5 protein-coding genes are annotated in these 15,623 nt (G+C 72.5%); all 5 read left to right on the top strand.

The features are described 5' to 3' along the window. From V6U90_RS27510 to V6U90_RS27530, 5 genes are read left to right on the top strand one after another with little or no spacing between them, the layout of a single operon-like run. Positions 1-5,484: a type I polyketide synthase gene (locus V6U90_RS27510; protein ID WP_334442670.1), complete on the top strand. Its 5,484-nt coding sequence runs from the start codon at positions 1-3 to the stop codon at positions 5,482-5,484. 24 nt (positions 5,485-5,508) lie between these two features. Next, the gene (locus V6U90_RS27515; RefSeq protein WP_334442673.1) at positions 5,509-6,465 is read left to right on the top strand and encodes a TauD/TfdA family dioxygenase; all 957 of its coding nucleotides are present in this window, start codon (positions 5,509-5,511) and stop codon (positions 6,463-6,465) included. Then, positions 6,465-6,656 carry an MbtH family protein gene (locus tag V6U90_RS27520; protein ID WP_334442675.1) on the top strand — a complete coding sequence of 64 codons (192 nt, stop codon included), beginning with the start codon at positions 6,465-6,467 and terminating at the stop codon, positions 6,654-6,656. The genes V6U90_RS27515 and V6U90_RS27520 overlap by 1 nt, the downstream gene beginning before the upstream one ends. Continuing rightward, a complete protein-coding gene (locus V6U90_RS27525; RefSeq protein ID WP_334442679.1) occupies positions 6,653-9,787 on the top strand; it encodes a non-ribosomal peptide synthetase in 3,135 nt (1,044 codons plus the stop codon). Before V6U90_RS27520 ends, V6U90_RS27525 begins: the two co-directional genes overlap by 4 nt. Beyond that, a complete protein-coding gene (locus V6U90_RS27530; RefSeq protein WP_334442682.1) occupies positions 9,784-15,402 on the top strand; it encodes a non-ribosomal peptide synthetase/MFS transporter in 5,619 nt (1,872 codons plus the stop codon). Before V6U90_RS27525 ends, V6U90_RS27530 begins: the two co-directional genes overlap by 4 nt. Positions 15,403-15,623: the final 221 nt, after the last annotated feature.

Consider the following 15,623-nt stretch of genomic DNA (forward strand, 5'->3'; position numbering starts at 1 on the left):
ATGGACATCGCCTCCACAGCCGACCACGTCACCTCCGACGGCATCGAACCGATCGCCATCGTCGGTCTGGCCGCGCGCCTACCCGGCGCCGCCGACGTGCACCAGTTCTGGCGCAACCTGGTCGACGGCGTCGAGTCGTCGACCACGTACACCCGGGAGGAACAGCTGGCCCGGGGTGCGAAGGTCAGCGAGGTCGACGACCCGAGCTGGGTGAACAGTTCCCCGATGGTCGAGGGGTTCGACGAGCTCGACGCCCCGCTGTTCGGCATGACCGCCCGCGAGGCCGAGATCATGGACCCGCAGCACCGGCTGTTCCTGGAGTCCTGCTACACGGCTCTGCAGGACGGCGGCTACGACCCGGCCCGCTACGACGGCGCCATCGCCGTGTACGCCGGCACCGGCGGCAACTACTACCTGACCAACCACATCCTGCGGAACAAGCGGGCCAGCGGATCCCCGCACGGCACCGTCTCCCTGGCCACCGGCAACTCGCCGAACTACGTCGCCACCAACGTCTCCTACAAGCTGGACCTGCGCGGGCCGAGCATGACCGTGCACACCGCCTGCTCCACCTCGCTGGTCGCGTTCCACCTCGCCTGTGAGGCGCTGCGCAACGGTGAGTGCGACATGGCGCTGGCCGGTGGGGTCAACATCGAGCTGCCGCACGGCGTCGGGTACATGGGCATGGAGGGCTTCACCTCCCCGGACGGCAAGTGCCGACCGTTCGACGCCGGGGCCAACGGCACCGTGTGGGGCAGCGGCGCCGGGGTCACCCTGCTCAAGCGGCTCTCCGACGCGATCGCCGACGGTGACACCATCCGCGCCGTGGTGCGCGGCAACGCCATCAACAACGACGGTGCCGGCAAGGTCGGCTTCACCGCGCCGAGCGTCGACGGGCAGATGGGGGCGATCGCGCAGGCGGTCGACATGGCCGGGATCGACCCGCGCACCATCAGCTACGTCGAGGCGCACGGCACCGGTACCGCGATGGGCGACCCGATCGAGGTGGCCGCGCTCTCCGCGGTCTACACCCGCGACACCGACGACCGGGGCTGGTGCGGCATCGGCTCGGTCAAGTCCAACATCGGTCACCTCAGCCAGCCCTCGGGCATCGTCAGCGTCATCAAGACGGTGCTGGCGATGGAGCACGGGCTGATCCCGCCGACCATCAACTACGAGACCGCCAACCCGGCCGTCGACTTCGCCGACACCCCGTTCTACGTGGCGAACACGCTGACCAAGTGGGACACCGACGGGGTGCCCCGCCGGGCCGGGGTCAGCTCGTTCGGCATCGGCGGCACCAACGCGCACGTGGTCCTGGAGGAGGCACCGGCCGGGCACCGGGCCGGGCACCGCCGGATCCGCCCGGCGCACCTGCTGCCGCTGTCGGCGAAGACCCCGACCGCACTGGCCGCCGCCGTCGACCGGCTCGCCGACCACCTGGCCGGCGCCCCGGAGAGCACCGCCGAGTACCTCGGCGACGTCGCGCATACCCTGCGGGTCGGCCGACCCGACTATCCGCACCGCACGGCCGTGGTGGTCACCGACGTGGCCGACGCGGTCACCGCGCTGCGGACCAAGCGCCGGCACCTGTCGGGTGTGCTCGGCCAGGCCGGCGCGCCCCGGGTGGCGTTCCTCTTCTCCGGCCAGGGCGCCCAGTACGCCGGCATGGGCGCGCAGCTCTACACCGAGGAGCCGGCCTTCGCGGCGGTGGTCGACGAGTGCGCCGCGCTGCTCGCCCCCGAGCTGGGCCTGGACATCCGGGACCTGATCCTCGGCCGGGACCCGGAGGCGGGCGAGAAGCTCAACCAGACCCGGTTCACCCAGCCCGCGCTCTTCGTCGTCGAGTACGCCCTGGCGCAGCTCTGGGCCGGCTACGGCACCCGGCCGGCCGCGATGATCGGCCACTCCATCGGTGAGTACGTGGCCGCGACGGTGGCCGGGGTGTTCACCCTGCCGGACGCGTTGCGGCTGGTCGCCGCCCGGGGCCGGCTGATGCAGTCGCTGCCGGCCGGGTCGATGGCCGCCGTCTCGCTGGACGAGTCGGTGGTGGCACCGCAACTGCCCGAGGGGCTCGCGATCGCCACGGTCAACGGGCCGGGTACCTGCGTGGTGGCCGGCGAGACCGACGTGGTGGCCGCGTTCGCCGAGGCGCGCAAGGGCAAGACGAAGCTGCTGCGGACCTCGCACGCGTTCCACTCGCCGATGATGGAACCGATCCTGCCGGAGTTCACCGCGCTGGTCGTGGCCACCACGCGCCGCGCCCCGGCCGTGCCGTTCCTGTCCAACGTGACCGGCACCTGGATCACCGCCGAGCAGGCCACCGACCCGGCGTACTGGGCGGCGCACCTGCGCCAGCCGGTCCGGTTCGGCGACTGCGTGGCCAACCTGCTCGCCGAGGGCACCTGGGCGCTGCTGGAGTGCGGCCCAGGCAAGCAGTTGGCGAACCTGGCCCGGATGCAGGTCGCCAAGGGCTCGGCCGAGCAGAAGGCTCTCGTGCCGCTGGCCAGCCTCCCCGGACCCGGGGACAGCACCGGTGACCTGGCCACCCTCTGGACCGCCGCCGGCACCCTCTGGGCGCAGGGCGTGCCGGTGCGACTCGACGTCGACCCGGACGCCCGCCGGGTGCCGCTGCCGGTGTACCCGTTCGAGCGCAAGCGCTACTGGATCGACCCGGACCCGGTGCAGGCGGCCGTCGAGGAGCCCGTACCGAGCGGACCCCGGCCGCTGGCCGACTGGTTCGCGGTACCGGCCTGGCGGCAGGCCGCGCCGGACCTGCGCGCCGGACCGCTCGGCCGGGTGCTGGTGTTTGCCGACGGTCCGCGCGCCGACGCGCTGCTCGCCGGGCTGCGGGCGGCTGGCGCCGAGCCGGTCGAGGTCCGCGCGGCCGGCGGGTTCGCCGCGACCGACGCCGGCTTCCAGCTGCGCCCCGGGGTACGCGAGGACTACGACGCGCTGGTCGAGGCGCTGTCCCCGGCCGGGGTACCGGACCGGATCGTGCACGCGTTCACCCTGGACGGGCTGCCGGCCGGCACCGACATCACCGCCGGTTGGGCCGCCCAGGACCGGGGCTTCTTCAGCGTGCTGCACCTGACCCAGGCGCTGGCCGGCGCCGGGCTGACCGCCGGTGAGGGTACCGCCGGACTGCGGCTGGACCTGGTCACCGCCGGGGTCGGCGACGTACGCGGCGACGACCTGGTCCGCCCCGAACACGCCACCCTGTTCGGTCTGGCCCGGGTGCTGCCGGTCGAGCTGCCCCGGGTCACCGTGCGGCTGGTCGACGCGGACCCGTCCATCGACGCCGTGGACGCCGTCCTGGCCGAGCTTCGCCGGCCGGCGGACGCCCCGGCCGAGGTGGCGCTGCGCAGTGGCCGCCGCTGGGTGACCGGCTACGAGCAGGTCACCCTGGACGGCGGGGCGCAGCCGGGGGCGCTGCGTGACGGTGGCCGGTACGTCATCACCGGTGGCCTGGGTGGTATCGGCATCACCCTGGCCGAGGACCTCGCCCAGCGCCACCGGGCGAAGCTGGTGCTGCTGGCCCGTTCGGGCCTGCCGCCGCGCGAGCAGTGGGACGACCACCTCGCGGTGCACGGCGCGGACCGGGCCGGTCGGGCCATCGCGGCGATCCGCCGGATGGAGGCCGCCGGAGCCGAGGTGCGGGTGCTCGCCGCCGACGTGACCGACCCGGCCGACCTGCGCCGGGTCCGCGTCGAGGCGGAGGTGGCGTTCGGCGGGATCGACGGCCTCGTGCACGCGGCCGGTCTGCCCGGCGGCGGCATGGCCGAGATCAAGGAGCGGGCCGAGGCGGAGCGGGTACTCGCCCCGAAGCTGGCCGGCACGTGGGCGTTGGCGCAGGTCTTCGGTGACCTGCCGATGGACTTCGTGGTGCTCTGCTCGTCCATCACCGCCGTGGCCGGCGGGTTCGGTCAGGTCGACTACTGCGCGGCGAACAACTTCCTCGACGCGTACGCCCGGGGCGGGCACGGCTTCCGGGCCCCGGTGCTGTCGCAGAACTGGGGCGGCTGGGCCGAGGTCGGCATGGCCGTGGAAACCAACGCGCCGGCCGGTTTCCGGGCGGTGGGCCGGGACACCGTGACCACCCCGGTCGACCACCCGGTGCTCACCGGCCTGGTCAGCGGGGCCGGGGAGACCGTGTTGCACGGGCTGGTCTCGGCCGGCAGCCACTGGCTGCTCGACGAGCACCGGATCGGCGGGGTGCCGGTGGTGCCGGGTACCGGGCACCTGGAGTGCGCCCGGGCCGCCGTCGCGGCGACCGGCACCGACCGGGACGGCGCGGTGGAGTTGCGCGACGTCGCCTTCCTGGAGCCGTTCGCGGTGCCGGACGGCACGGTCGCCCAGTACCGCGTCGAGCTGACCACCGAGGGCGGGGACACCGACTTCGTGGTCCAGAGCCTGGCCGCCGGACAGCTCCGCACCCACGTGCGGGGATCATCGGGCCGGACCACCGAGGCCGCGCCACCGGCGCTGCGGATCGCCGAGGTGGTCGCCCGCTGCCGCCGGATCGACGACGACTCGTCGTTCGGTCGGGGCCGGACCAGCATGCTGACCTTCGGCCCCCGGTGGAACGCCCTGCGCGAACACCACCTGGGGGAGAACGAGGAACTCGCCCGCATCTGCCTGCCCGAGGGGGCTGTGGGGGACCTGACGGCGTGGGGGCTGCATCCGGCGCTGCTGGACGTGGCCACCGCGTTCGGCCGGGGCCGGGGCGAGGGCACCTACCTGCCGCTGTCCTACGGTCGGATCGTGGTGCGCGGTCCGCTGCCGGCGACCTTCTACTCCTACCTGCGCTACCGGGACAGCTCCACCGACGAGGTCGTCTCCGCCGACCTGTCCCTGGTGGACACCGACGGGGTCGAGATCGTCGCGATCAGCGACTTCGTGCTGCGCCGGGTCGACCAGGACGCGGTGACCGGCGGGCTGACCGGCCCGGCCACCACCGGTGACACCCCGGCGGCCGCAACGCTGACCGAGGACATCCGGCCGGTCGACGGCGCCGAGGCGTTCCGCCGCAGCGTCGCCGCCGGGCTGGGCGCCCAGGTGGTGATCGCCACCCGGACGGTCGCGGACATTCTCGACCGGGCCCGGCGGGTCACCACGGACAGCCTCGCCACCGACTCCGGGGCCACGGTGACCGGTGCGACCGGGACGGCCGACGGCTCCGGCACGCCGATGACCGAGCTGGAGGCGACCATCGCGCAGGTCTGGCGGGAGGGGCTCGGCGTCGACGTGGTCGGCGTGGACGACGACTTCTTCGCCCTCGGCGGGAACTCGCTGGTCGCCGTGCAGTTGATCGCCGCGATGCGGAAGGCCACCGGGGTCCGCCTGCCGATGCGCAGCCTCTTCGAGACCCCCACCGTGGCCGGGCTGGCCGCCCGGATCGAGGAGCTGCGCGCGAGCGCCCCGGCGGAGCAGCCGCCCGCACCGACCGAGACCGGCAGCATCCCCCGACTGCCGCGTGCCTGAGACAGAAGGACAGGAGACACAGCCATGAGCGACATGGTCGCCACCCTGCCGGTGGTCGTCGAGAGCGACGGCACCGCACTGACGGAGCTGATCGCGGGTCGGCGGGAGGAGCTGCGGGCCAGCCTCGTCGAGCACGGCGGGCTGCTGTTCCGGGGCTTCGACGTGGGCGGCGTCGACGGGTTCGACGCGGTGGTGCGGGCCCTGGCCGGCGAGCCGTTGACCTACCACGAGCGGTCGTCCCCCCGGCACTCGATCAAGGGCAACGTCTACACCTCGACCGACTACCCGCCGGACGAGGAGATCTTCCTGCACAACGAGAACTCGTACCAGGCGTCCTGGCCGCTGACGCTGTTCTTCTACTGCGTCACCCCGCCGGAGACCCAGGGCGCCACCCCGCTGGCCGACGTGCGCCGGGTGTACGACCTGATCGATCCGGCGGTCCGCGAGGAGTTCGTCCGTCGCCAGTGGATGGTGGTGCGCAACTTCCACGGTGACTTCGGTACCCGCTGGCAGCACGTGTTCAACACCGAGGACCGGGACGAGGTCGCCGCGTACTGCGCCCGCAACCGCATCGACATCGAGTGGATCGGCTCCGACGGGCTGCGCACCCGGTCGGTGCGGGACGCGGTGCACTACCGGCCCGGCTCGGACGTGCCCCGGTGGTTCAACCACGCCACCTTCTTCCACGTGACCACGCTGGCCAAGGACCTCCAGGAGGGGCTGCTCGACATGTTCGGGGAGGAGGGGCTGCCGACCAACACCTACTACGGCGACGGTGGCCGGATCCCCGACGACGTGATGGCGCACCTGCGCGCGGCGTACCGCGAGGCATCGGTGCGATTCGACTACGTCACCGACGACGTGCTGGTGGTCGACAACATGACCGCCGCGCACGGACGCGAACCGTTCACCGGCCCCCGCAAGATCGCGGTGGCCATGGCCGAGGCGTACACCCCGACGAGCATCCCTGGAGAGAAGTGATGGCCGAGCCCCGATTCCTCGTGGTCCGTAACGACGAGGAGCAGTACTCGATCTGGTCGGCCGAGCGTGAGCTGCCGGCCGGCTGGTACGACGCCGGGTTCGCCGGCACCCGCGAGGAGTGCCTGGCGCACATCGACACCGTCTGGACCGACATGCGTCCCCGGTCGGTACGCGAGGCGGCCACGGCATGACACTGTCACCGCCCAAGGAGTGGACCTTCCCGGCGTCGTACGCCCAGGAGCGGGTCTGGATCGCCAACCAGCTCGACACCGGCTCCCCGGTCTACAACGTCTCCAGCCCGTGGCACTTCGCCCCCGGGCTGACCCGGGAGCAGGTGACCGGGGTGCTGACCCGGGTGGTGGCCCGGCACGAGGCGCTCCGTACCCACCTGCGGATGGACGACGGTGCCCTGGTGCAGGTGGTCCGGGAGGCCGGACCGGTCGACCTGCCCGTCGACGACCTACGCGGGCTGACCACCGAGGAGCAGCGGCAGCGGATCAACGACCTGGCCGGGGACCTGGCCCGGACACCGATCCCGCTGGACAGCCCGCCACCGTGGCGGGCCCGGCTGCTCCAGCTCGGTGACGCCGACTGGTACCTGGTGTTCGTCGCCCACCACGCGGTCTTCGACAGCCACTCGGTGCTGCTGTTCGACCGGGAGGTGGCCGAGATCAGCCGGGCCGTGCTGGCCGGCACCGAACCCCAGCTTCCCGAGCTGCCCATCCAGTACGCGGACTACGCGGTCTGGCAGCGCGACCAGCTCACCGGCGCGGAACTGGACCGGCAGCTCGACTTCTGGCGGGCCCGGCTGGCCGACGCGCCGCCGGTGACCGCCCTGCCGCTGGACCGGCCCCGTCCGGCACAGCTCGGCTTCGCCGGGGACGAGGTGCACTTCACCCTTCCGGAGGGCCTGCTCGACCGGGTGAACGCGCTGGCCAACGCCTCGTCGGCGACCGGGTTCATGGTGCTGCTCAGCGCGTACGCCGCGCTGCTCGGCCGGATCTGCGGCACCGGGGACCTGGTGGTCGGGGTCTCCACCGCCGGCCGGGACCGGGCCGAGCTGGCCTCGCTGATCGGCATGTTCGTCAACCCGGTCGCGTTGCGCTGCGACCTGACCGGTGACCCGACCTTCACCGAGCTGCTGGAGCGGGTCAAGCGGGACCTGGTCGACGCCATGGATCATGGGCAGACCCCGTTCCAGCGGATCGTCGAGGCGGTCGCCCCGCACCGGGACCCCTCGGTGCAGCCGGTCTTCCAGGCGGCGTTCAACTTCATCCCGGACAGCGGTATCGACCCGGTGCTGCTCGGCACCACCAAGGACGACCTGGCCTTCGACATCACCGCGCAGACCAGCCGGCTGCTGTACCGCACCGCGCTGTTCGACCGCAGCACCGCGGAGGCCGTCGTCGACCGGTACGTCCGGCTGCTCGACGCGGCGGTCGCCGACCCGGGGCAGCGGCTGTCCGAGCTGCCCCTGCTGGCCGACACCGAGCGGGAACTGGTCCTGCGTACCTGGAACGACACCGTCCACCCGGTCGCCGGGTCCACGGTCACCGCCCTCATCGAGCGGCAGGTGGCGGCCACCCCGGACGCCACCGCGCTGGTCTGCGACGGCGTGGAGCTGAGCTACGCCCGGCTCAACGCGGCCGCCAACCGGCTGGCCCGGGTCCTGGTCGACCGGGGTGCCGGCCCGGAGACCCGGGTCGCCCTGGTGGTGCCCCGGTCGGTCGAGCTGGTCGTGGCGATCCTCGCCGTGCTCAAGTCCGGGGCCGCCTACGTACCGGTCGACACCGGCTACCCGGCGGCCCGCATCGGGTACCTGCTCGACGACGCCGAACCGGCGCTGGTGCTGGCCACCCGGGCCACCGCCGCCCTGGTACCGGCCGATGCGCTGCTGGTCGACGCCGACGAGCCGACCGGGCCGGAGGACGACCTCACCGACGCCGACCGGCGGGCACCGCTGGACCCGGCACACCCGGCGTACGTCATCTACACCTCCGGTTCGACCGGGCGGCCCAAGGGCGTGGTGGTCGAGCACCGCTCGGTCGACGCCTACCTGGCGTGGGCCCGAGCGACCTACCCGGGGCTGACCGGTACCGCGCTGCTGCACTCGCCGGTGGCGTTCGACCTGACCGTCACCGGGCTGCTCGGCCCGCTGACCGCCGGTGGCACCATCCGGCTCGCCGGGATCGACTCCTCGGCGGCCCGGACCGGTGGCCGGCCGGACTTCCTCAAGGTCACCCCCAGCCACCTGCCGCTGCTCGACGGTGTGCTGTCCCCGACCACCGACCTGGTGATCGGTGGCGAGGCGCTGACCGCCGAGATGCTGGCCGGGTGGCGGGCGGCCCACCCCGACGTGGCCGTCATCAACGAGTACGGCCCGACCGAGGCGACGGTGGGCTGCGTCGCGGCCCGCATCGCGCCCGGCGCGGACCTGCCGGCCGGAGCGGTCACCATCGGCGCTCCGGTGTGGAACATCGAGGTGTACCTGCTGGACACGGCGCTGCGGCCGGTGCCGCCGGGGGTGGTCGGTGAGCTGTACGTCGCCGGTGACCAGGTGGCCCGGGGCTACCTGCGGCGCCCGGCGCTGACCGCCGAGCGGTTCCTGCCCTGCCCGTTCGGTGCACCCGGGCGGCGGATGTACCGCACCGGTGACCTGGCCCGCTGGCGGGCCGACGGCACCCTCGACTACCTGGGCCGGGCCGACCAGCAGGTGAAGGTGCGCGGCATGCGCATCGAACTCGGCGAGATCGAGTCGACCCTGCTGGCCCTGCCCGGGGTCCGTGAGGCGGTGGTCACCGTCCGCACCGACGACGGCGAGCCGGCCCTGGTGGCGTACGTGGTGGGGGGAGCGGACACCGCCGCGCTCACCACCGAGCTGGCCCGTACCCTGCCCGCGCACCTGGTGCCGTCGGCGATCGTCGGGCTGGACGCGTTGCCGTTGACCCCCAACGGCAAGCTCGACCGGGCGGCGCTGCCCGCCCCGACCGGCGGTGTCCCCGCCGGTGCCGGGTACGTGGCGCCGCGTACCGACGCCGAGGCGCTGGTCGCCGAGGTGTTCGCCGAGATCCTGAAGGTGGAGAAGGTCGGCGCCCTGGACGACTTCTTCGTCCTGGGCGGCAACTCGCTGCGCGGCATGCGGGCGATGTCCCGGATCCGGGCCGAGGTCGAGGTGGACCTGCCGATGCGGGCGCTGTTCAGCCACCCCGTGGTGGCCGACCTCGCCGCCCAGATCGAGGCCCTGATCGCCGCCGAGGTGGACGGGTTGTCCGAGGCAGAGGTCGCCGCGCTGCTCGCGGCGGAAGAGGGAAACAACATATGACAGACCTCAGGCAAGCCCCGGACGCGGATGCCGCCCGGCCGGCCCTAGACGGCGAGGCCGCGAACCGGCCTGCTCCGGACGCCGACGCCGCAACCCGGCCTGCTCCGGACGCCGACGCGGCCCGGCGGGCGCTGGTCGCCCAGCGGTTGCGTCGGCGCAAGGCGGCTGCCGCGACGACCGGCATCCCGCGCCGGCCGGCGGGCGGCGCACCCCCGCTGTCCTACGCCCAGGAGCGGGTATGGTTCATGGACCAGATCGCCCCGGGTGAGGCGGCATACCACATCGCGATCCCGCTGCGGGTCGGTGGTCCGCTGGACGTCGACCGGCTCCGGGCCGCGCTGACCGCGTTGACCCGGCGCCACGAGGCGCTGCGTACCCGGTTCCCGGCCGACGCCGACGGCCGGCCGACCGTGGTGGTGGCCGATTCGGTCGAGGTGCCGCTGCGCATCGAGACGGCCGCCGACGAGGCCGCCGCCCAGGCGCTGGTCGACGCCGCTGCGATGGAACCGTTCGACCTGACCGACGGGCCACTGCTGCGGGTCCTGCTGGTCCAGGTCGCCGACGACGACCGGTTCCTGCTGATCAGCAAGCACCACATCGTCGGTGACGGCTGGTCGGTGGACGTGCTGCTGCGCGACCTGATCACCCTTTACCACGGCGGTGAGCTGCCCGAACTGCCCGTGCAGTACGGCGACTTCGCCGCCTGGGAGGCCGAGGCGCTGACCGGGGCGGAGTCCCGCCGGCACGTCGAGTACTGGAAGCAGCAGCTCGCCGGGATCACCCCGCTGGAGCTGCCGCTGGACCTGCCCCGCCCGGCCACCCAGACCTACCACGGTGACTTCGTCGAGTTCACCGTCGGGCGGGAGGTCACCGACCGGCTGGCCGCGCTGACCCGCGACGCGGGCGGCACCATGTTCATGACCCTGCTCGCCGCGTACCACGTGCTGCTGGCCCGGCACTCCCGGCAGGACGACTTCGCCGTCGGCGCGTCGGTGGCCGGCCGGTCCGCGCCGGAGCTGGAGAACGTGGTCGGCATGTTCATCAACATGCTGCCGCTGCGCGCGGACCTGTCCGGCGACCCGACCTTCACCGAGCTGCTGGACCGGACGAAGCGGACCGTGCTGGACGGTTTCGAGCACGCCGACGTCCCGTTCGCCAAGGTCGTGCAGGAGATGGGGCTGCCGCGTGACGTCAGCCGGTCGCCGGTGTTCCAGGCCATGTTCGTGCTCCAGAACTACGAGATGGGCCGGTTCACCTCGGCGGCGACGGGGTCGGACGTGTCGTTCCGGTGGACCCCGATGGAGCTGCGGGCCACCCGTTTCGACTTCGAGTTGCACGTGGTGGAGGTCCCGGAGGGGCTCTGGGGCAAGCTGGTCTTCAACACCGACCTGTTCACCCGGGAGACCGTCGAACGGATCGCCACCCGCTGGGACGCCCTGCTGACGTCGATCGTCGGCGCGCCGCAGACCCCGGTCTCCCGGCTGGCGATGCTCGGTGGGCCGGAACGGGCCCTGCTCACCGACGCATGGAACGACACCACCACCGACTTCCCGTCGGCGGCCACCCTGCACGGCCTGGTCGAGGAGCAGGTGGCCCGGACCCCGGACGCACCGGCGGTCACCTTCGAGGGCCGCTCGGTGTCGTACGCCGAGCTGAACGCGATGGCCAACCGGATCGCGCACCGGCTGCGGGCGGCCGGGGTCGGTCCGGAGACCCTGGTCGGGGTCTGCGCGGAACGATCGGTGGAACTCGTCGCCGGTCTGCTCGGGGTGGTCAAGGCCGGTGGCGCGTACCTGCCGCTGGACCCGGAGTACCCGGCCGACCGGCTGGCCTTCATGGTCACCGACGCGGCGGCGCCGGTGGTCCTGGTGCAGGAGCACCTGCGCGACGTGCTGCCGGCCACCGACGCCACCGTGCTGGCGCTGGACGACCCGGCGCTCTGGGCGGATCAGCCGGACACCGATCCGGCACCGACCGCCGGTCCCGGCAACCTGGCGTACGTCATCTACACCTCCGGCTCCACCGGCCGGCCCAAGGGGGTGCCGAACACCCACCGGGGCATCGTCAACCGGCTGGACTGGATGCAGCAGACGTACCGGCTCGGCGCCGACGACGCGGTGCTCCAGAAGACCCCGGCCAGCTTCGACGTCTCGGTGTGGGAGTTCTTCTGGCCGTTGCAGACCGGTGCGCGGCTGGTACTGGCGAAGCCGGGTGGCCACAAGGACGCCGGCTACCTGCGGGACCTGCTGATCGCCGAGCGGATCACCACCGCCCACTTCGTACCGTCGATGCTGACCGTCTTCCTCGGCGAGGAGGGCATCGAGGCGTGCACCGCGCTGCGCCGGGTGATCTGTAGCGGTGAGGAGTTGACCCTGGCCTCGGCGCAGGACTTCACCGCCCGGTTCCCGCACTGCGGACTGCACAACCTGTACGGCCCGACCGAGGCGGCGATCGACGTCTCGTCCTGGCACTGCGCACCCGAGGCGCTGGCCGGGCTGACCAGCGTGCCGATCGGCGCCCCGATCGCCAACATCCGGCTGCACGTGCTCGACGAGACCGGCCAGCCGGCCGGCGTCGGGGTCGCCGGTGAGCTGCACATCGGCGGGGTGGGGCTGGCCCGTGGCTACCACCGCCGGCCGGCGCTGACCGCCGAGCGGTTCGTGCCCGACCCGTTCGGCACCGAGCCGGGCGCCCGGCTCTACCGCACCGGCGACCTGGCCCGGTGGCGGGCCACCCCGGATGGCGGGGGCGTCATCGAGTTCCTCGGCCGGATCGACCACCAGGTCAAACTGCGCGGCCTGCGGATCGAGCTGGGCGAGATCGAGAGCGCGCTGCGGGACTGCGCCGGGGTGACCGAGGCGGTGGTGATCGTCCGTGAGGACACCCCGGGGGACAAGCGGCTGACCGCGTACCTGGTCGGCGAGGCCGAACCGGGCGCGTTGAAGGCGACGCTGAAGGACCGGCTGCCGGAGTACATGGTGCCGACCGCGTTCGTCACCCTGGACGCGCTGCCGCTGACCCCGAACGGCAAGCTGGACCGGAAGGCCCTGCCCGCACCGGTGGTCTCCCGGGAGGCCTCCGTCGAGCTGGTCGAGCCGCGTACCGACACCGAGCGGATGCTCGCCGTCATGTGGTCGGAGGTGCTCGGCGTACCGACGCTCGGCATCGACGACGACTTCTTCGACCTGGGCGGGCACTCGATGCTCGCCACCCAGGTGGTGGCGAAGATCCGGCGGGTCAACGAGACCGGCCGGGCGGTCGGCGTGATGGACCTGTTCCAGAAGCGGACCATCCGCGAGCTGGCCGCGTTCATCGACGGTTCCGCCGAGCAGGAGGACGGGCCGCGTCGGCTGCTCTACGAGCTGACCAAGCCGATCCCCGAGGCGAAGCGCACCCTGACCTACGTCTGTGTGCCGTACGGCGGCGGCAGCGCCATCGTCTACCAGCCCCTCGCCGACGCGCTGCCGGCCGGACACGCGCTCTACTCGCTGGCCATCCCCGGTCACGACGTCGGTCTGGACGAGGCGGGGCTGCCCTTCGACGAGCTGACCAGCCGGGTCGCCGACGAGATCCTGGAGCGGATCACCGGTCCGGTCGCCCTCTACGGCCACTGCGGGGTGGGCAGCGCGATCACCGCCGAGGTGGCCCGGAAGCTGGAGGCCGCCGGCCGGGACCTGACCGCGGTCTACATCGGGGCGATGTTCCCGTTCGCCCGCCCGAAAGGGCTGTTCGCGGCGGCCCGTACCCGGATGGAGAAGCTGCGCAGCAACCGGCACTACGCGAGCTGGCTCAAGTCGATGGGTGTCGACACCAGCGAGCTGGACCCGGAGCAGGCCGACCGGATCATCTCCAACATGCGCGCGGACTCCCGCGCGTCCGAGGAGTACTTCACCGGCCTGCTGGACCGGCGGGCGGAGAAGCTGCGGGCACCGATCATCTCGGTGGTCGGCTCGGAGGACCCGGTCACCGACTACTTCACCGAGCGGTACGCCGAGTGGCAGTTCCTCAGTGACACGGTCGGCCTGGTCGTGCTCGACCAGGCGGGGCACTTCTTCCTGAAGTACCGGGCCGACGAACTGGCCGAGATCGTCACCCGGGTACACCCGGCGATCGCGGCGGGGGACACCACGGCGATGGAGCCCGCGGCCCGGGGCGAGGACGCGGCCTGGACGGTCCGCGACTGGCAGCGGATCGGTCGGGAGACGTCGGCCCGCGCCGACGTGGTGAAGCCGAGCATGGGCCGGTTCGTGGCGATCACCGTCGGCCAGCTCGTCTCCACCACCGGTTCGGCGCTGACCGCGTTCGCCCTGCCGATCTGGCTGTTCACCCAGACCGGCTCGGTGGCCAACCTGGGAATGCTCTGGGCCTTGGCACTGATCTGCGGCGTGCTCATGCTGCCGGTGGCCGGCGCGGTCACCGACCGGATCAGCCGCCGGAAGATCATGATGATCGCCAGTTCCAGTGCCGGTACGGTCCAGTTGGTACTGGCCGCCCTGCTCTGGACGGACAACCTGCACCTCTGGCACATCTATCTGCTGGTGGCGTTGAGTCAGGTGGCGGCGTCGTTCCAGCGGATCGCCTTCCAGTCGTCCGTACCGCAGCTGGTGCCGAAGCGCTACCTGGGTCACGCGATGGGCATCACGCAGCTCACCAACGGCTTCGCCATGCTGCTGATGCCGGTCTTCGCCGCCGGTCTGCTCGCCGCCATCGAACTCAAGGGCATCCTGCTCATCGACGTGGCGAGCTACCTGGTGGCGGTGGCCACGCTGGCCGTGGTCCGTTTCCCGGACCTGCTCGGCTGGCGGCCCCGGGAACGGCTGCTGGTGGCCATCGCCAACGGCCTGCGCTACTCGTGGAACCACCGGGGTTTCCGGCTGATGCTCGGCTACTTCGCGCTGGGCAACATCTTCCTGGCCCCGGTGCTGGTGCTGACCACCCCGCTGGTGCTGTCGTTCGCCACGGCGACCCAGGTGGCCCAGGTGGCCCTGGCCGAGGCGCTCGGCGCGGTGGCCGGTGGCATCCTGATGTCGCTGTGGGGCGGCCCGCCGCAGCGGCGGATGATCGGGGTGCTGCTGGGCAACCTCGGTACCGCCATCGGCTGCATGGTGGTCGGGTTGGACCCGTCGGTGGTGTGGATCTCGGTCGGCGCGTTCTGGCTGGCCATGGCGATGACCACGGCGCAGAGCATCTACGCCACGATCGTGCAGGTCAAGGTGCCGCAGCGGTACCACGGTCGGGTCTTCGCGTTGAACCAGACGATCACCTGGTCCACGCTGCCGATCGGGTTCGCGGTGCTCGCCCCGGGCGCCACCGCGCTCTTCGAGCCGATGCTCGCCCCGGGCGGTGCGCTGGCCGGTTCGGTGGGTGCGGTGATCGGCACCGGTCCGGGCCGGGGGATCGGCTTCGCGTACCTGGTCTTCGGGTTCGCGCTGGTCCTGGTGACCCTCGGCGGGTTCGCCATCCGGACGCTGCGCCGGTTCGACGTGGAGGTACCCGACTCGCTGCCCGACGACCTGATCGGCGCACAGGAACGTGAGCGGCGCCGGGCTGAGGCCGCGGCGGCGGTCCCGGCGGCCGATACCGAGGTGGTGAAGGCGCCCGTACCGGTCGGCTGACGACCGGCCGGCTGACCGGCCGAGGTGCTGTTGAGCGTGATACCTGTCCGGCATTTTCATACCGGACAGGTATCACGCTCGATTTTGGCCCGAGGGTATGAACGTCCCGCACTCCAGGAACATCGGCTACGCAGAATGGGTTTACTGGTATGCCGCCGGTGACTGGTCAGGTGGTCGCTGCGCCGGTGGGTAGCCAGGGACAGCCGGCGACGAGTTCGGTG

Source organism: Micromonospora sp. CPCC 206060, from assembly GCF_036906895.1.
Classification (GTDB): Bacteria; Actinomycetota; Actinomycetes; order Mycobacteriales; family Micromonosporaceae; genus Micromonospora.